The organism is Mycetohabitans endofungorum (assembly GCF_037477895.1).
Classification (GTDB): Bacteria; Pseudomonadota; Gammaproteobacteria; order Burkholderiales; family Burkholderiaceae; genus Mycetohabitans.
Window position 1 is genome coordinate 636,692 of record NZ_CP132744.1, and the last position, 17,772, is coordinate 654,463.

The 17,772-nt window shown below is 61.0% G+C and carries 18 protein-coding genes and 1 tRNA gene; 7 read left to right on the forward strand and 12 right to left on the reverse strand.

Translation table 11 applies throughout. The features are described from left to right. The first annotated feature begins 85 nt into the window (after positions 1-85). Positions 86-1,702, forward strand: a complete 1,617-nt coding sequence (locus tag RA167_RS02905; protein ID WP_139337068.1) for a hypothetical protein — start codon at positions 86-88, stop codon at positions 1,700-1,702. A 596-nt stretch (positions 1,703-2,298) separates the two neighbouring features. Here the strand turns inward: RA167_RS02905 and RA167_RS02910 are convergent. Beyond that, positions 2,299-2,622: a rhodanese-like domain-containing protein gene (locus tag RA167_RS02910; protein ID WP_076786212.1), complete on the reverse strand. Its 324-nt coding sequence runs from the start codon at positions 2,620-2,622 to the stop codon at positions 2,299-2,301. Between the two features lie 3 nt (positions 2,623-2,625). Then, entirely contained in the window at positions 2,626-3,279 is a 654-nt protein-coding gene (locus RA167_RS02915) for a protein-L-isoaspartate O-methyltransferase family protein (RefSeq protein ID WP_076786213.1), read from the reverse strand. Positions 3,280-3,467: 188 nt separating this feature from the next. Between RA167_RS02915 and RA167_RS02920 the strand changes: the two genes are divergently transcribed. The 3 genes from RA167_RS02920 (at position 3,468) to RA167_RS02930 (ending at position 5,406) form a co-directional block, all read left to right on the forward strand. Next, a complete protein-coding gene (locus RA167_RS02920) occupies positions 3,468-3,782 on the forward strand; it encodes a YkgJ family cysteine cluster protein (protein ID WP_076786214.1) in 315 nt (104 codons plus the stop codon). Positions 3,783-3,904: 122 nt separating this feature from the next. Then, complete coding sequence (locus tag RA167_RS02925) at positions 3,905-4,507, forward strand: DUF1439 domain-containing protein (RefSeq protein WP_076787731.1); 603 nt, start codon at positions 3,905-3,907, stop codon at positions 4,505-4,507. A gap of 53 nt (positions 4,508-4,560) precedes the next feature. Continuing rightward, positions 4,561-5,406 (forward strand): undecaprenyl-diphosphate phosphatase, encoded by an 846-nt coding sequence (locus tag RA167_RS02930; RefSeq protein WP_076786215.1) that lies wholly within the window; start codon positions 4,561-4,563, stop codon positions 5,404-5,406. A gap of 10 nt (positions 5,407-5,416) precedes the next feature. On the opposite strand, the gene trmB is transcribed toward RA167_RS02930, so the two are convergent. The 4 genes from trmB to RA167_RS02950 all read right to left on the reverse strand — a co-directional run bounded on the left by trmB (position 5,417) and on the right by RA167_RS02950 (position 8,808). Next, positions 5,417-6,205, reverse strand: coding sequence for a tRNA (guanosine(46)-N7)-methyltransferase TrmB (trmB, locus tag RA167_RS02935; RefSeq protein ID WP_076787733.1), 789 nt, complete (start codon positions 6,203-6,205; stop codon positions 5,417-5,419). A 503-nt stretch (positions 6,206-6,708) separates the two neighbouring features. Continuing rightward, positions 6,709-6,783, reverse strand: a tRNA-Gly gene (locus RA167_RS02940). Between the two features lie 444 nt (positions 6,784-7,227). Beyond that, positions 7,228-7,791 carry a YggT family protein gene (locus tag RA167_RS02945; RefSeq protein WP_076786217.1) on the reverse strand — a complete coding sequence of 188 codons (564 nt, stop codon included), beginning with the start codon at positions 7,789-7,791 and terminating at the stop codon, positions 7,228-7,230. Between the two features lie 57 nt (positions 7,792-7,848). Beyond that, positions 7,849-8,808: a Rossmann-like and DUF2520 domain-containing protein gene (locus RA167_RS02950; protein WP_076786218.1), complete on the reverse strand. Its 960-nt coding sequence runs from the start codon at positions 8,806-8,808 to the stop codon at positions 7,849-7,851. Positions 8,809-9,055: 247 nt separating this feature from the next. Between RA167_RS02950 and RA167_RS02955 the strand changes: the two genes are divergently transcribed. After that, entirely contained in the window at positions 9,056-9,217 is a 162-nt protein-coding gene (locus RA167_RS02955) for a hypothetical protein (protein WP_170872422.1), read from the forward strand. Between the two features lie 632 nt (positions 9,218-9,849). After that, complete coding sequence (locus RA167_RS02960; protein ID WP_076786220.1) at positions 9,850-10,149, forward strand: hypothetical protein; 300 nt, start codon at positions 9,850-9,852, stop codon at positions 10,147-10,149. An 83-nt stretch (positions 10,150-10,232) separates the two neighbouring features. Here RA167_RS02960 and RA167_RS02965 read toward each other — a convergent pair whose 3' ends face one another. Beyond that, on the reverse strand, positions 10,233-11,807 hold the full coding sequence (locus RA167_RS02965; RefSeq protein ID WP_076786221.1) for a UbiD family decarboxylase: 1,575 nt from the start codon (positions 11,805-11,807) through the stop codon (positions 10,233-10,235). A 578-nt stretch (positions 11,808-12,385) separates the two neighbouring features. Between RA167_RS02965 and RA167_RS02970 the strand changes: the two genes are divergently transcribed. Then, positions 12,386-13,552, forward strand: a complete 1,167-nt coding sequence (locus RA167_RS02970; protein ID WP_076786222.1) for a lytic transglycosylase domain-containing protein — start codon at positions 12,386-12,388, stop codon at positions 13,550-13,552. A gap of 52 nt (positions 13,553-13,604) precedes the next feature. Here the strand turns inward: RA167_RS02970 and RA167_RS02975 are convergent, their stop codons facing one another. The 5 genes from RA167_RS02975 to RA167_RS02995 form a co-directional block, all read right to left on the reverse strand. Further along, positions 13,605-14,834 carry a pyridoxal phosphate-dependent aminotransferase gene (locus tag RA167_RS02975; protein WP_175972430.1) on the reverse strand — a complete coding sequence of 410 codons (1,230 nt, stop codon included), beginning with the start codon at positions 14,832-14,834 and terminating at the stop codon, positions 13,605-13,607. A 32-nt stretch (positions 14,835-14,866) separates the two neighbouring features. Beyond that, a complete protein-coding gene (gene nusB, locus RA167_RS02980) occupies positions 14,867-15,301 on the reverse strand; it encodes a transcription antitermination factor NusB (RefSeq protein WP_076786223.1) in 435 nt (144 codons plus the stop codon). Further along, positions 15,298-15,816 (reverse strand): 6,7-dimethyl-8-ribityllumazine synthase, encoded by a 519-nt coding sequence (gene ribH, locus RA167_RS02985; protein ID WP_076786224.1) that lies wholly within the window; start codon positions 15,814-15,816, stop codon positions 15,298-15,300. The genes nusB and ribH overlap by 4 nt, the downstream gene beginning before the upstream one ends. A gap of 83 nt (positions 15,817-15,899) precedes the next feature. After that, positions 15,900-17,051, reverse strand: coding sequence for a bifunctional 3,4-dihydroxy-2-butanone-4-phosphate synthase/GTP cyclohydrolase II (gene ribBA / locus RA167_RS02990; protein WP_076786225.1), 1,152 nt, complete (start codon positions 17,049-17,051; stop codon positions 15,900-15,902). A 198-nt stretch (positions 17,052-17,249) separates the two neighbouring features. Beyond that, complete coding sequence (locus tag RA167_RS02995; protein ID WP_076786226.1) at positions 17,250-17,771, reverse strand: hypothetical protein; 522 nt, start codon at positions 17,769-17,771, stop codon at positions 17,250-17,252. Position 17,772: the final 1 nt, after the last annotated feature.

Below are 17,772 nucleotides of genomic sequence, written 5' to 3' on the forward strand. Positions count from 1 at the left end.
AGCTGGCTTGCCGCGCCGTTGCCTTCGAGTATGAATTCGTTGACGTTGCCGCAGGCGGGCATCCTGCATCTTGACGAGGGCGCTTATGAAGACCATCGGATGTTTTTCTCCTTTTTTTAAGCTGTTCCGCGCACTCTCAAAGCACGAAGGAGGCTACGAGCGTACGAATCAGCGGTACGTGGCGACGCCTCCAGGCGAGCGTTTCGGTTTGGACGGACTGTCTCCTAAGGCGCCATCGCGTCGTGCCAGCCCGCCGCCGCTGAACCGTGATGCTCACGAGCCGCGACATGACAACATCGGCAACGCTCCGCCATCGAAGAAGGCGCATCGGCGCTTCGGATCCATGCCGGAAGCACAACTGTATGCTAGTGAATCTCGGCCCGTTAACGTGCGTCGTGCGAATTCGCAACCGATGACGCAGCGACTAAAAAAGGTTGGCCGTTTTATTAGCATGTCGCTTGGCAGCTCGAGTGGGACTGCGGAATCTGACGGTCAAATCGACGTACTTCACCAACAATACCTCGGCTGCAATTTTTCTGCTCCTATAGATTTGGTCCAGACGATTAACGGCCTCGAGCCGCTGATCGTGAAGGAGATTAGGGGGAGCGATAATATGCTCGACCCTCGTGCGCCGCTGCTTACCGTTTTCTCCACCGCCTGTAAGTCGGTCTATGGCAAACATTTGCAACCGGCCGATAAATGGAGCGTCCGAGACTGGAGGCTGAAGCAGTTCAAGAAGGCTATCGCGGACTTTAAAAATATTTCGCAGTCAGACGCGGAACGCAACGACGCCGAAAAATTGCAGGCGTTGCGGGCCATCAAAGAGTTTGAGCGCGACCTGCAGTCTGGTTCAGAATGGAAAGACTATTATAAGGAGTTAGAGAAATTTTTAAAGGCTGCCAAAGAATTCGAAGAAAATATGCGGTCCAATGTCGAGTGGAAGGGTTCCACGAAGCTGAATGAATTTGTGGCGATCATCCAGGATTTTGAAAGTACGCTCCAGCCTAATCCTAAGTGGCAAGCCTACTATGAGAGGCTGGATGAGTTCAAAGCGGCCGTCAAGCATTTCGAGAAGTGTGCCCAATCCGATCTAGACAGGAAGGATTTCAGTAAGCTGGACGATCTCATGGAATCGGTCAAGAATTTTGAAAGCGCGCTGCAATTCGATTCCAAGTGGGGTAGCTACAGTGAACTGGAAAAATTGCTGGCAGGCGTCAAAACGTTTGACAATGCTCTGCAGTCCGATCTAGAGTGGCGGGGCTACGAGGGATCGTTCCGAGCGACCATTAGGGATTTTGCAAAAGACATGCAAGCCGATCCTGAATGGACGCACTACATAAAACTGAAGAAATTCAGAACGGACGTCCAAAACATGGAGAAAGACTTGGAGTCCGATCGCTACTGGAAGGGTTACAAGAACCAATACAATCAGTATTTGATGACGCTGGAAAAGCGTATGTTAGAAGTGAGAGCGGTCCAGGCGCAGCAATCGGGGACATCCCGTGCGCCAGTCAACGACCGGGTGTCGGCTTCATCGTCATCGACCCAAAAAAGGATTGTGCAGCCACGTTCGGAATCCTTCGCATCGCGCATCACGCTGACCGACGATGACCGGGCCTACGCCGAAGAGCTGAAGCAGTACCTGCTGAGACAGCCCCTTGGTCCGGAAATGATCCAATTAATCCGTTCCACGAGCGCTTAGGAAGATCCAAAATAGTGCGACGCCGCTGGCCGGCGTGCCGCCCGTCGCCGGCCGCTTAGTGCGCAATCCTGTCGTATGCCTTTTGCCTTCGATTCGCTACCTGTGCCCTAGTCGACGTTTTTGATGCGGCTCGTTATCCTGTACTGGCTGGTGAGTTCCTTTGCAAGCTCGTAGTACTACGCTACTAGCCGTACCGTCTTCCCGATCCACTAGACGTCTGAGCGTGTATTCCGAGGTCGCAGGCGATCCAGGGCTGCACGCCTGGTCGCCCGGCAGCACGCCGATCGATGGAGAGGCCCGCTCGATAGGCACCATGCACCATCGATGAGGATGCAGGCGGACAAGCACAGGCCACGACGATGCGCGCAGCCTCAGCGAGAGAACATTAAATCAGTGAACGGGGGCGAATCAGCGAAGGATGCGCCGAATCGGTGCAGATTCGGGGCGACGAGGAGCGCGCCGTACTGGTATCGGTGCGCGACAGGATGTCACGGTATGTCAGCGGGTGCGACATGCATGGCTGGCGCTCCGCCGCGCATCGGCACCCCTCCGCGTGCATCGACGGCGCCGCTTTTTAGTGGGTGGCGCGGTGCCGTTCAATAAGTCGGCACCGACGGATCGACTTGCCGCGACCACGCATCGATACCGCCTTGCAGGTTATAGATGTGCTTGAAGCCGCGCGCCTCGAGGAACATGCCCACGCTCGCGCTGCGGGCGCCGTGATGACAGATGCAGACAATCTGCGCGTCGTCATCGAGTTCTTCGCTGCGCGCCGGAATGTCCTTCATCGGGATATGCACGATACCGTCGAGCCGGGCTGTCGATACCTCCCAGGGCTCGCGCACGTCGAGCAACACGGGTGCGGCCCGAGACGAGTCGGCAAGCCAGGCGGCGAGATCGGAGGCAGTGAGGTTCTGCATTGTTTAGAACTTGAATTGAGGCGGCTCGACCGCGTTGGTGAGGGGCGTGACGAACGTCTCGAAGATGTCGGCGATCCGGTATTGCTTGTCATCGACACGGGTGATGATCTGGGCGCGCATGACCGGTGCCACGCCGACGAATGCCGCGAGCCGGCCACCGATCTTCAATTGCTCCAGCATTTCTTGCGGCAGCATCGGCAGCCCGCCCGATACGCAGATGACGTCATACGGCCCTTGTGCGGGCCAGCCGCGTGAGCCGTCGCCGGTTTCGACTTGTGCATGGGCCACGCCGTTCGCCGCCAGGTTGGCCCGGGCCAACTCCGCTAGCTCCGGGACAATGTCCAATGTCAGCACCGAGCGCGCGCGATGCGCGAGCAGCGCCGCCATGTAGCCGGAGCCGGCACCGATTTCCAGCACCACCTCGTGCTTTTTCACGGCTAGTTCCTGCAGCACTCGCGCCTCGATCTTCGGCAACAGCATGTGCTGGCCCGCCGGCAGCGGCACCTCAAAATCGGCGAACGCAATGTTGCGATAAGCAGCAGGTACGAAATGCTCGCGCTTGACGATCGCCAGCAGGTTTAACACGTCCTGGTCCAGCACCTCCCATGGGCGGATTTGCTGTTCGATCATGTTAAAGCGTGCTTGCTCGATGTTCATGGTGTCTTGACGGTTCGAATCGACGAAGATAAGCGTTGTAATTATACTCGACCCTCTGATGACGTTGCCGGTTCCCCTGTCGCAGGCTTGGTCTTGCCGGTCTCTGTGGCAAATTGGTGCTGTAGGCCGCGCGTGCGGTACCGCTCCAGCGCGCCGGCGGCGTCGCCGATCGTCCATTGCCGGATCTCATGAACTGTCGTCCCAACTGCGGTGCCTGTTGCATCGCGCCTTCCATTTCCGGTTCGATTCCCGGCATGCCGGGCGGTAAGCCCGCGGGCGTGGCGTGTGTTCAACTGGATGCGGATATGCGTTGTCGGATTTTTGGTGCGCCTGACAGGCCGCGGTGCTGCAGCGGCCTGCAGGCGTCTGAGGAAATGTGCGGACGCTCCCGCGCTCATGCGCTGCATTGGCTGACGCAGCTCGAGCAACTGACCGTCCCCTCGGTGGCCACGGCGTGTGCAGCCTTTCACGCGGCTCGGTCTGCTCGCTGGCCGCCACTGTGACGTGGACGGTGACCGGCGTGCTACCCGTCTTCGTGCAGCGGCACCTGTTCGGAGGTTGGTATGGTGGCCGTGACGGCCTGTTTCGCTGGCCTGCTGCGTGCGAGCCAAAAGAGGAGCATTGCATGATTGAAACGGTGGTCCGCACATTAGTGCGGGCAGCGGTCGCGCTGTCGTTGATTGCGGGGCTTGGCGTGGTGGTGACGATGGCCGTGGCGCCCGGTGTCGCGCACGCCGGAATTTTCCCGTTCGTGCCGGATCATTACACGTTCTCGCAGCGGCAGGTGCAGCGTGCGATCGAACGCAAGTTTCCGTATCAGCGCAGCGTTGGCCCATTGCTGGACCTGGCGCTGGCCAATCCTGTTGTCGCGTTGCGCGCAGATGTCAACCGCGTCGTGGTTACGGTCGACGCGCACTTGGCCAGTCCGTTGCTAGGGCGTCCAGTGGACAGTGTCGTGAGCTTGTCCAGCGAACTGGCGTACGATGCGCCTAGCCGCTCGGTCGTGCTGCGCAACCCGAGTATTGAGCGGATCGACGTCGGCGGCGACGCGGCGCCGTACGCGCAACAGATCCATGCTGCCGCATCGATTGCCGTGGCTCAGTTGCTGGCTGACTACCCAGTCCACACGTTCAAGTCTGAACAATTGCGATTTGCCGGACAGCAATATGAACCCGGTACAATTACAATCCTTTCAGATGGCATACGCGTGCAGATCGTCGAGAAGTAGCGGCGTCGCGCGCTGCCGCCCCGGCTCAGGTTGCTTCTTCAAAGGACGATGGGATGGATCTGCTGCTGTTGCTCAAGGCGCTGGTGCTTGGCCTGGTGGAAGGCTTGACGGAATTTCTCCCTGTATCCAGTACAGGACATTTGATCCTTGTCGGTGAATTGATCGATTTTACCGGCGACGGCAGCAAGGTCTTCGATGTTGCGATCCAGTTCGGCGCCATCCTTGCGGTATGCTGGGAATATCGCGAGCGTATTGGCCAAGTGGTGCGGGGCCTGGCCACCGAGCCGCCAGCCCGGCGTTTCGCGCTCAATGTGATCGTTGCCTGTCTTCCCGCAGTCGTGATGGGACTGCTGTTCGAGAAGCCTATCAAGGCGCTGCTGTTTTCGCCGGTGCCGGTGGCGATTGCGCTGATCGTCGGCGGCATCATCCTGCTGTGGGTGGAGGCGGCGCATCGCCGTCGCGATGGCGGCGCCGTGTATGTTGCCCGTGTGCAGTCGATCGATGAACTGACCGTTGTCGATGCTCTGAAAGTCGGGCTCGCGCAATGCTTCGCACTGATCCCCGGCACGTCACGCTCGGGGGCGACGATCGTGGGAGGACTCCTCACCGGCCTAGAGCGACGTGTTGCGACTGAGTTCTCGTTTTTCCTCGCCATCCCGTTGATTTTCGGCGCCACCGTGTATGAACTGGTCAAGGCGCGTGACGCGCTGAGCGTATCGGATATTGGCCCGTTCACGGTCGGCTTCGTGACTGCGTTCGTCAGCGCATTCGCGTGCGTGCGCTGGCTGTTGCGCTACATCGCGACACATGATTTCACTGTGTTTGCGTGGTACCGGATTGGCTTTGGACTGCTGGTGCTGGTCGCTAGCTATCTGGCGGGTGTCACGTTCGACCACTGACCTGGGGTGTTCAACGCTTCGTGAACAGCAGATCCCATACGCCGTGGCCAAGTCGCAGCCCGCGGCGCTCGAATTTTGTCATCGGACGATAATCGGGGCGCGGTGCATAGCCGCTCGCCTCGTCCGACGCATTGGCGAGAGCCGATTCCGCGCGCAGTACGTCGAGCATCTGCTCCGCATAGTTCTGCCAGTCCGTCGCCAGATGCAAGTAGCCGCCGGTGCGCAGCCGCGATGCAAGCAGCTTGACGAACGGTGGCTGGATGAGCCGACGCTTGTGGTGGCGCGCCTTATGCCACGGGTCGGGGAAGAAGATGTGTACGCCATCCACGCTGTCCTCGGCCAACATATGCTCGATGACCTCGACCGCGTCGTGCTGAATCACGCGGATATTGTCCAGTTGCCTTTCCCCGATCAGCTTCAGCAGTGCCCCTACGCCCGGCTCGTGAACCTCGATGCCGAGAAAGTCGTCGCCTGGCCGTTGTACGGCGATATCAGCGGTTGTCGTGCCCATGCCAAAGCCGATCTCGAGCACGCGCGGCGCATCGCGACCAAAGGTTGCCTCCCAGTCGAGCGGCGCGCCGGTATAGGGCAGCTTGAATCGCGGGCCCAGTTCATCCAGCGCCCGTCGCTGGGCGTTGGATAAACGTCCCGCTCGAGTCACGAAGCTGCGGATGCGGCGCAGCGGCGGGGGGGCAGCGTTGGCGGGTGTCGCGCCGTGGCTGCTGTTCTCCTGGGCTTCATTCTCGGCACGCTTGTGCGCGGCCGCGTCGTTGTGGCGATCGGAAGGGTCGTGAGTCATCGTGCAGCGTTTGCGGCAGGCCGTCCAGCGCGGCACGTGCGTTGTCGGGTCGGCATGCGGCTGATAAGCAAAAAGCCGTTCGTATATTGAACGGCTTTCAGTGTCTTCGAGTGGGCGATGCGGCATGAACGCATGGTCCCGGGCATTCCGGCGGAAGTACAACTTCCACGAAGAGCGGAGATTGTGGCTTGGTTTGGCTATCCCGTCAACCAGACAGTTCTATTTCTATTTGTCCGTGACACCGGCGGGCGTGATGCGTGCGCCTGGCGACCTTTTTCATTCCGAAACGGCATTCCAAACGTGCGTAGAAAAAGATTAAATCAAGGGATCTTGTAGTGGGAGAGTAGACGCCGAACTTCTTGTCTCGGAGCAACCTGGGTGTTTTGACCGGCACGATGGAACGCTCCGAGCCCAAATTCAAGTTCAGGTGTGAGTAGCAGGTTGTCAGTACGGCGACTGTTGGAGAACCCCGAGAGTCTTATGTGGCAAGGGTTGAACCATACTGGAGCGGGCGATGGGAATCGAACCCACGTCTCCAGCTTGGGAAGCTGGGGTAATAGCCATTATACGACGCCCGCGAAGCGCATTATTCTACAGTGTTTCTTTCGGCTTGGGGAGCAAAGCGTTGTAGCGGTGTCGTGAGCACATGAATTATTCAAGTCCGCAGCACGTCATGTGTCCGCTTTCATGGCTATGGTATGGAGCCACTTCCACTTATCAGCCGGGCACGTTGGTGACAGGAAACCCAGAAAATGAGATGCGAAGCAGTCTACAGCGACCGGCAGGACAAGCGGCTCACGCAGCGGAAGCGGCGCGGCGGTTGGGCGTTGAGCGCACGTTTTGGCGGCAGATTGGGCGCTACAAGGCCGACGGCCTGCAAGAGCTGATCGACAAGCGGCTGAACTTAACTGGTACCGGCGCGAGCACGACGACACGCGCGAGCCTTGCACTGGCTGCGCGAACAATTGCATACAGATTTTCTACACGCCCGATTCGTTTTCAGAATACGGGCGCCATCATGCTCAAAATCCGAACATCGTCACCGACACGGTGATGCGTGTGACGATCATCAATAATACCTCGACGATCACAAGCAGCACCAACGGCGACAGGTCGATGCCGCCGAGCGTGGGCACTACGCGGCGCAGCGGGCTCAGCAACGGCGCGGTCAATTGCAGCAGGATCGCCATCGCCGGGGAGCGCGGGTTGACCCACGAGAGCAGCGCCATGATCAGCGTTAGCCAGATCGTCAGGTTCAACGCCCACTTGATTATCGTCAACAGCGCGATGACGAATCCAGCGGGCAACAGCGAGGCCGGGTCGCCACCGGAGATGGCCACCATCAGGATGATGAACACGATCGCGGTGAGCCAGGCGGCGAACAGACTCGTCCAGTCGATGCCACGCGCGGCCGGAATGACCCGGCGCAACGGCAGCACGAGCCAGTTGGTTGCCTGGAAGATGCCCTGCGAGACCGGGTTGTACGGCGTGAGCCTGACCACATGCAACCACGCGCGCAGTAGCAGCGCGGCACCGAACAACGTGAAAATCGTATTGAGCAGAAAGCGGGCAATATCCCCGAACATCTTGTTTTCCCTTCGAGTGGCGCAGCCGACGAGTTGTAAGGTACCGGACGCGACGTGTCAAGGGCGCGGTGGCACGCGGCCGGATCGATGCGCCGCGCTATCGTTGGGCGCCGGTGCGTCCGTGCCACGCTGCAGCGCTGCTTTGACAGTGGCTTCGATCGCATCGAGCCCGCTCGGCGCCGGCGAGCGTCGGCGCGCCAGCGCGGCCACTCTGCGCGTGAGCATTGCATAGAGCGCCATGTGATCTTCGCCCAATGCGGCCAAGGTGTCGAGCTGGCTGCGGATTACTGAAACGTCGCCGCGCGACACGGGCCCAGCGATCGCGCCGGACAGACCTTTGTCGCGCACCGATTGTAGGGTGCGCTCGAGCATGGGCAGCAATGCGGCCAGTGCGGCGTCCTCGTCCAACCCAATATGTTTCCAAAGTGTGACGTTTTCGTACAGCGACGCCACCGCGAAGCTTGCCGCGTAGCTCGCCGCGCCGTGATAGAGCATTCGCGCACCAGACGGGATCGACAGTGGCACGCAGTCCAGGGCGCCGACGAGCGTACGCAGCGCGGCGTTCAGCGGCGCCGGAGCTTCGATTGTGATGGAGCAGCCCGCCAGCCGGTCCACGTCGGTTGCCTGTCCGGTGAACAGATATAGCGGATGGAAGCCGCCCGTCAAGACGCCCTGGGCTCTGGCCGGCTCGAGTAAGTCGACACTGGATGCGCCGCTACAGTGCACGAGCGCGCACGAGCCGGCCCGCTCAGGGGAATAGCACAGCTGGGCGGCCACCGCGCCGATCGCATCATCTGGCACCGTCACGAAGACCAGCGTCGCAGCCTCGATAACATGTTGCAGATCTGAGACGATTTGACACTGTCCTGCCCGCTCGGCAAGTTGCCTGGACGATTCTTTTGAGCGGCTCGTGACCGCGGCAATCTGGTAGCCGCGTCGGTGCCACGCTGCTGCAAGGGTTTGGGCGAGCCGTCCGGCGCCGATGAAGCCAATGCTCGGATGAAGCGGAAAAGGCATGATTCATGCTTAGGTAAAGAGGACGGGGTCCATGATAGACCAACTATGTATTGCTTCGTGTCAAGCGTCGTAGCGACGCACTTGTTGCGTCCTCTGTCGTCGGTTGCGCGTTGAATATTGCGATGCAAGGCGTTTGTCAAGGGGCGAGTCGTGTGCCGCAGGTGGCGGGCGGCGGCAGGTGAGTAGCGTCGCGGTCCGTTATCGGCCACAACTCAATCAAAAAATACCTGACCAGGAGATTTGCGCCATGAGCTTCTTTTCGTATCGGAAACACCTGCGATTCCTCAATGCGGCTCAGCGCCGCTTGTGGTGGGAGCAAAGGATGCGCTTGACACCGCGCGTGCGGATCAGCGGTCTGTACGTGCCGCCGAACGTGAGTCGCGAGTTCGCGTATGTGAAGGTGGGTTGACGGTGCGGTACCTTACTGAAGTGGCGCAGCGTAATGGTCAATGCGCTGAGCAGCTACCATAGCGCTTGTAGTCGGCCCAGCCCTGTGGCGTTTGTCGACGCTGTGATCCTGGTGCTTGCATTGTCTGTTCTTTGTCAGATTTTCTCCGAGTTTCCAATTTCTTAGGGGAAACCCGGCCCACGCCACCGCGCTCGGACCATACTCTATGCGGGTGCGTCAAACCATTGCCACTGCCACTGACGCCGGTCGTCCCGTTACGGAGCCGGGCTGTGCTGCCGTGATAACACAATGAATGCGACGCGGCGCCGCCACGCGGTGACGTGCGAGTCCGGCACGGTTTAGTGACTTTGTAAATAATCTTTACCGACGCACGATATCAGACCAACAAATGTTGCGCAGCGAACGCGGCGTGTCGGTCCCGCACTGTCCCCTCACGTGCTGGCCGGCGCTCGCGTCCGGTCTTCGATGACGGCGAGACTTGCGGCAAGACGAATGCGGTCCCTGTCATGCGGTCCCTGTCGCGCCAGCGCCCCATTGCATTTTGCAACAATTGGGCCCGGCCGTCCGCGCGCATTTTCGGTACATTGCAAGGGTGGTGCCGTAATAGGCGGCATTGTGTTCAGGAGAGAGTAGTGAAAAAGATCATCCCGATCCTAGTCGGCGCCGTCACCCTGTTGGCAGGGGCGGGCGCCGCGCAAGCGCATATATCGATCGGCGTGGGGATCGGGATTCCCGGTCCGGTATATGCCACTCCGATCTATACGCCGCCGCCAGTCGTCTATGCGCCGCCTCCACCTTCGGTAGTCTACGCGCCTCCGCCGCCGGTGGTCTACACACCGCCGCCCGCGGTCGTTGTGGGTGGCTACGGTGGCTATTACCGGCCGTGGTATCCGCATCCTCATTGGCACGGCGGTTATTATCGGCGCTGGTAGCGGACGGCAAGCCTGAGCCGTCGTGGTGACTGCGCCGTCGTGGTGATGATAGGTTGCCGCATACACGCCCGCTGGCGCCATTGCTATCCCAGGCCGATCTCCGTCCATAGTGCATCGACGCGCCGCTTGACGGCTGCGTCCATCACGATCGGCTGGCCCCATTCGCGGGAGGTCTCGCCGGGCCACTTGTTCGTTGCGTCGATGCCCATCTTGGAGCCGAGCCCGGCCACCGGCGACGCAAAGTCGAGATAGTCGATCGGCGTATTGTCAACCAGCACCGTGTCGCGGCTCGGATCCACGCGTGTCGTCAGGGCCCAGATCACCTCTTTCCAGTCGCGCACATTCACGTCGTCGTCCACCACGACGATGAACTTTGTATACATGAATTGCCGCAAGAAGCTCCACACGCCGAACATCACGCGCTTGGCGTGGCCGGCGTAGCTTTTCTTCATCTGCACGATGGCCATCCGGTAGCTGCATCCTTCCGGCGGCAGGTAGAAGTCGGTGATCTCCGGAAACTGCTTTTGCAGCAGCGGCACAAATACCTCGTTCAGCGCGACGCCGAGCACGGCCGGTTCGTCCGGTGGTTTGCCCGTGTACGTCGAATGGTAGATCGCGTCGCGCCGCATCGTGATGCGCTCGACGGTGAACACTGGAAACCACTCTTGCTCGTTGTAATAGCCAGTGTGATCGCCATAGGGGCCCTCCAGCGCATGTTCGTAGCGGCCGGCCGGGCCGGCCACGCGAGCGCGCGGCGACAGAGGTCCCGGCTGTGCCGAGATGTCTTGCGCTTCGCCTCCATCGGGCTGGATGAACCCCTCCAGGATGATTTCCGCGCGGGCTGGCACCTGCAGATGCGCCAATCCGGGCGTCAAGCAGCGGGCCAGTTCGGTTTTGCCGCCACGCAGCAACCCGGCGAACTGATATTCGGACAATGTGTCGGGTACCGGCGTGACGGCGCCGAGAATCGTTGCCGGATCGGCGCCGAGCGCGACGGCGACCGGATAGGGCTGGCCAGGATGGGCCAGCGCAAATTCGCGAAAATCCAGTGCGCCGCCGCGATGAGCGAGCCAGCGCATGATCAGCTTGTTGCGCCCGATCACTTGTTGCCGATAGATGCCCAGGTTTTGACGCGGCTTGTTCGGACCTCGCGTGACGGTGAGGCCCCAGGTGATCAGCGGCGCCGCATCGTGCGGCCAGCAGGTTTGGACTGGCAGCCGCGCCAGGTCGACATCGTCACCTTCGATCACGATTTCCTGGCAAGGTGGTGCGCTGACCGTACGGGGCGCCATGTCCCAGACGGCTTTGGCTAGCGAAAGCAGCCGTGTCGCATCCTTCAGGCCCTTCGGCGGCTCCGGCTCCTTCAGCGACGACAATAGGTGACCGATATCGCGCAGCGACGTTAGGGCCGCGTCGTCGCCATCGGCATCAACGCCCATGCCGAGCGCGACGCGACGTGTCGTGCCAAACAGGTTGCCGAGCACGGGCATTGTATGCCCAGTCGGGTTCTCGAACAGCAGCGCGGGGCCGCCCGCATTGAGCACGCGGTCGCATAGCTCGGTCATTTCGAGCACTGGCGAGATGGCAGCACGCACCCTTCGCAGTTCTCCCAATGCTTCGAGGCGGCTCGCAAAATCACGCAGGTCTTTGTATTTCATCACACTATACGGACGTCGCCGGCCGTGCCGGGCACAAGGGGTACATTTTAGCTTGTGCGCGTGCGCGACACATTGGTTGCAAACCGGACCACCTGTCGGCCAGGGCACGCGGCTTGCTTCAGACCCATTGATTGACCGTTTTCTTTATAACTAAAGGTATTGATTTTTCGGATCCTTAGTTTTGACGATCTATAAAACCCTGTTAGAATCCGACCTCGTCAGTGGCGGGACCGCCTTGTGGTCCGCCATTCTGTTTGGCGCTTCGCGTCACGCTGATCCTTCCCGCTAAGGGCGGCGCAAACTGACATCGGCCGGCCGCAATACGCCGGCTTTTTAGTGCGGGTGGCCCGCGCGGCTTGATTGACGCGCGCGCAGCGTGTGTCACGAATCCTGACGCCCCCGTCCTCGTAGATGGCGCTCGCCATCTCTTCCCGGCATCGTCCCGCGGCTAACCAACGTAGGCGACGCCTTGGCCTGTCGTGCACATCGGCTGCGACTGCGCTTGCGTGCTCGCACGGATGTCGTCGTCGCTGCAAAGCACGGCGCGACCGGCCATGAACCATGGGAGCTTGTGAAGTATGAATACTTGGTTAGGCTGGCGACCGAAGAGCGATGTCGTGCAAACGGTACGCGAACTGCTACGCCGCGGCACGCGGCTTTCTTCCACGCTGTTGAGCCTCGTCGGCGCGCTGGCGGTGCTCACGAGCCTGACGTTGTGGTGGCAGCCGGCGCTGCGCGGCACCTTGGCCGCGAAGGTGATGCCGTTGATCGTGGATGCGGTGCATAATGGCCCGGCGCGATTGCTGTCCGGCCAACCGTTGCCGCCGTTCGCGCCGCACGCCAGAATGGAAGGCGACGCCGCCCCGCTGAGGATAACGCCCTTATCCGCTACGCCCAGCGGCAAAAGGTTCCTCGCGGCGACGTTCGAGCTGGGATATGACGACCTGCCCGGTGGGGCCGGCCTGGATCCGGTTACGCTCAATGGGCTCGATCCGCGCGCACTACCGTCGGTCGGCTCGCTGGCCCGGCTCATCCCATCCGAGCGTATTGCCTCCGATGCGCGAGACGATCGCGTGCTGGTGTCGACGCATGAGCAAGCGCTGGTTGCCGCTTACCTTGCACGGCGCTATCGCGTCGCGCAGGAGCCGGTCCGCCAGTTGGTTAAGGCGGCGTTCAACACTGGCCGCGAGGTTGGGCTCGACCCGCTGCTATTGCTGGCGGTGATGGCGATCGAATCGGGATTCAACCCGTATGCGGAAAGTGGCGTCGGCGCCAAGGGCCTGATGCAGGTGATGTCTAGCATTCATTCCGACAAGTTTGATTATTTCGGGGGGCAGAACGCTGCGCTGCAGCCGCTGGCCAACATCAAGGTCGGCGCCCTGGTGCTCAAGGACTGCATTGCCCGTGGCGGCTCTGTAGCAGGTGGCTTGCGGCGTTACGTCGGCTCGACATCGCCGAACGACGGTGGCTATGGCGCGAAGGTGCTGGCCGAGCGCGCGCGGCTGCGGGATGTCGCGCGCGGACGTAGGGTGCCGGTTAACGCACCGCAATCGCCGGCGCCAATGCTCGTATCGACGCCGCCGCAGACCAATGCATCGACGCAACGGGTGCAAGTCAAGCTGGGCACTGAGCGCCCGGTGGCCACACAAAAAGCGCTTGCCGGCGCCGATACGCATGCGCAGGACGACGCCGGCGCCAGTACCGTATCGAAACATACCGAGCAGTTGGCCGACATCGGCGCTTGATCGGTGGCAGGCGCCGCTCGGCCGGCGGGGAAGAGGCGGCGGCGGCGCTCGCTTAAGACGCGTCAAATAGGATGTGCAACCGTGCGATAGCCTGTTGCAGCCGCTCGTACGACGTCGCGTATGAAATTCGCAGGTAATCGTGCGGCGCATGCATGCCGAAGTCCAGGCCCGGCACCATGCTGACCTTCGCTTCTTGAAGCATCACGGATGCGAGCGCCGCGCTGTCCGACGCAGCCCGGTGCGCGATGCCGCGGCAGTTCGCATAGACGTAGAACGCGCCATCCGGCAGGACCGGTATGCCGAAACCCAATTTGCGCAACGCCGGTACCAGGAAGTCGCGCCGTCGCTTGAACTCGAGCCGCCGTTGCTCGTAGATCTCAAGTGACGCGGGCTCGAAGCATGCGAGCGCCGCGTGCTGCGCGAGCGCGGACGCGCAGATGAACAGGTTCTGCGCGAGCTTCTCGAAGGCCGGTACCCAGTGCGGCGGCACCACGAGCCAGCCCAGGCGCCAGCCCGTCATGCTGAAGTACTTCGAAAAACTGTTTACGGTCACGACATGATCGTGTGCGCCGCGCAGTGACAGTGCCGAGACGGGCGGCGCATCATAGGTCAATCCCTGATAGATTTCGTCGATGATTGCGAAACCGTCGTAGGCACGGACCGTATCGACAATGCGTTGCAGTTCGCCCGCGTCGATCGATGTGCCGGTGGGGTTCGACGGCGATGCGAGTAGCACGCCGCGTGTGTTTGCGCCCCAATGTTGCTGTACGTGCGCCGTGCTCAACTGGAAGCGTTGCGCCGCGTCGCTCGGCACTAGAACCGCCCGGCCCTCGAAGGCGGTGACGAAGTGACGGTTGCACGGATAGGTCGGATCCGGCATCAGCACCTCGTCGTCGCGATCCACGAGCGCTGCGCAAGCGAGCAACAACGCCGCAGAGGCACCGGCCGTCACGATGATGCGGGCCGGCTCGACATCGATGCCATATATACGCCGGTAATGCATTGCAATGGCTTCGCGCAACGGCGTGATACCCAGCGCCGGCGTGTACTGCGTGAGGCCTCGGCGTAGGGCCGAAGCCGCCGCTTCGACGACGGCCGGTGGCGCCGTGAAATCGGGCTCGCCGATGCTCATGTGGATCACGTCATGGCCTGCCTGCTCGAGGCGGTTGGCTTGCTTGACGAATTCCATCACATGAAATGGCGCGATCTGGTCGATGCGTGAAGCGAGCCGACCGGCCCGGGCGGTGTCGAGCGGGTTGGGCATCGAATCAGTGTCGGTCATGCAGAATTCCTAGCGGATGCGGCAGCACGCATTCAACCGCGCGTCTTGACTTCGTCGGCGCGCATGGTCACCGCAAGCTTGTCGAGGACGCCGTTCACATACTTGTAGCCGTCGGCACCGCCAAATGTCTTAGCCAACTCGACGGCCTCGTTGATCACAACCCGGTACGGGATCTCGACATGATGCTGGAATTCGTATGCCGCGATCAGCAGCACCGCCCGTTCGACTGGCGACAATTGGTCGATCGGGCGATCCAGAAATGGCATGAGCGCTTCAGTCAGCGTCGCCGACTGCTTGATTACGCCATGTAGCAGCGCATCAAAATGGTCGCGGTCCGCTTTGTCGAAGCCGGGCTGCTCACGCATGGCCGCGTCGATCTCGCCTGGCGCTGCACCCGACAGCAGCCACTGATACAACCCTTGTGTGGCCAACTCGCGCGAGCGACGGCGAGCACTTCTCGTTGTCATGCCCGATCCTCGTCTGCCGCTTCGTCTTCTTCGTCCTCGTCGTCATCTTGATCGAGTTGGTCGAGCGCGGACGATAGGTTTGCCATTTCCACCGCAACGCGTGCCGCATCGCGGCCTTTCTCGGTCATTCTCGCGATCGCCTGCTCGTCGTTTTCGGTGGTCAACACCGCGTTGGCGATCGGCACGCCAAAGTCCAGCGCAATCCGGCTGATGCCCGCGCCGCTCTCGTTGGACACCAATTCGAAATGATAGGTCTCGCCGCGAATCACCGCGCCGAGCGCGATCAGCGCGTCGAACTGGCCGCTTTCAGCGAGCTTTTGCAGCGCGAGCGGAATCTCCAGTGCGCCGGGCACCGTGACGAGCAGCACGTCTTCGCCCGCGATGCCAAGGCGCTCGAGTTCCTCGACACAGGCGTCGACTAGCCCGTTGCAGACCGGCTCGTTGAAGCGGGATTGGACGATGCCGATACGCAATCCGTCACCATCGTGATTCGGTTGATATTGTCCGATTTCCATGAGTGTTCCGTTGATGTGTTGGGCGAGGCGGGACGCCGCCGCCGGGCCATGATCCAAAATAGGCAGATAACGCGCGCGTCGCCCTATTCGTGCGAACGCGGGCCGCTGCCCGCGAATCCGTTTGCTGCTGCCGGCATGAGTTCAAAACCGGTGACCTCGAGGCCGTACCCCGACATGCTGCCCATCCTGCGCGGATTCGACAAGACCCGCATTTTGCCGACATGCAAATCATGCAGGATCTGCGCGCCGACGCCGTACGTCTTGAAATCGACCGGACGGCGCTTGAGTGCGGCTGCCTTGTCCTGCCGCTCGAATGCCTCAAATACGTCCAGCAGCCGCTCGCCGGACTCGTGCACGTTCAGCAACACCACGACGCCGGTTTCCCGCTGGGCAATCTCGCGCAGCGCTGCATCCAATGTCCAGGAGTGTGTACTGACACCCGTTTCGATCAAGTCGAGGATCGACAGCGGCTCGTGTACCCGTACCAGGGTCTCGACCTCAGGTGAGGGTTGCCCGCGTACCAGCGCCAGGTGCGGTGCGCCGCTCGGCTTGTCGTGAAACAGTACCGCATTAAACGGTCCATGCACGGTATGCATCGTGCGCTGCGCCACGCGTTCGATGATCGATTCGGTGCGACTGCGGTACTGGATCAAGTCCGCGATCGTGCCGACCTTCAAACCGTGCTGCGCGGCGAACTCGACGAGGTCGGGCAAGCGGGCCATCGTGCCATCGTCCTTGATCACCTCGCAGATCACCGATGCCGGCGTAAGCCCGGCCAGCGCCGTCAGGTCACAACCGGCCTCGGTATGGCCGGCGCGCACCAGCACGCCACCGGGCTGCGCCATGATTGGAAACACGTGTCCAGGTTGCACGATATCCTCGGCTCGAGCGTCGCGTGCGACGGCCGCCTGGATGGTGCGTGCACGGTCGGCAGCGGAGATGCCGGTGGTCACGCCTTGCGCGGCCTCGATGCTGACCGTGAACGCCGTGCCGTATTGCGTGCCGTTGCGCTGCGTCATCAGCGGCAGATTCAATGTGCGGCAGCGCTCCTGCGTCAGCGTCAGGCAGATCAGCCCGCGGCCATAGCGAGCCATGAAGTTGATCGCTTCCGGTGTGACGAAATCAGCGGCTAGCACCAAGTCGCCCTCGTTCTCGCGATCTTCTTCGTCGACGAGGATGACCATTCTGCCGGCCTTGAGTTCGGCAATGATCTCTTGCGTGGAAGCGAGTGTCATGGTGGACGATGGTGGCGCGATAGGAAAACCACTATTTTACGTCAGCACCGCGTCAAGAGCCGATTTCTATGCCGGTTCCGCGCGGGTTCTAGGCCGCTTGTGTGTCGGTATGGGGAGCGCAGCGCTTCGCGACGGTTGATCGCGTCACCGGGTGGTGGGACGCCTGGTAGATGTTTCGCGTGTTTCTTTGGTCGCTGGTCATTCTGGCGGAAACCGAATTTGGGAGAATTGCCTCCCCGCGAGAACCGCGCGACGCTCGACCTCGACAGCCGAGTCAATCAAATTTTGTTGCTCAAGAAACAGCAGGAATGCGCGAGTAGAGACTTTGCGGCAGTTATCCGGTAGCAGGAAACTGGCGCGCGCGATCTTGTGATCTTCAAACAGAAAGATGCCGGTTTGTTCGGCAGCAAGGCCGAAACCACTCATCGCTTCCTGTATGGCAAGTTCTCCGAGATTGGCTTTTCGGACAGGCGAAGCCATATTCGCTTGCATATATCGGTGATAGAGGTTCGTCTCGAGAACCGGGATGCTGTTATTGCGCGCCCATGTAACAATCCGTGTGCTGGTCGGCGTCTCGCTGCGCGTGACCTCATGCTGCACCATATCGACCAGTGCGACCAACCAGCCTGGCTTCAGAAGCAAATGGAGTGCATCGGCATAGGCGAGCGTAATCAGGGGGCCGGCATCAGGAAGCAGGGTGACGGTCGTGTTGCTCGCCATG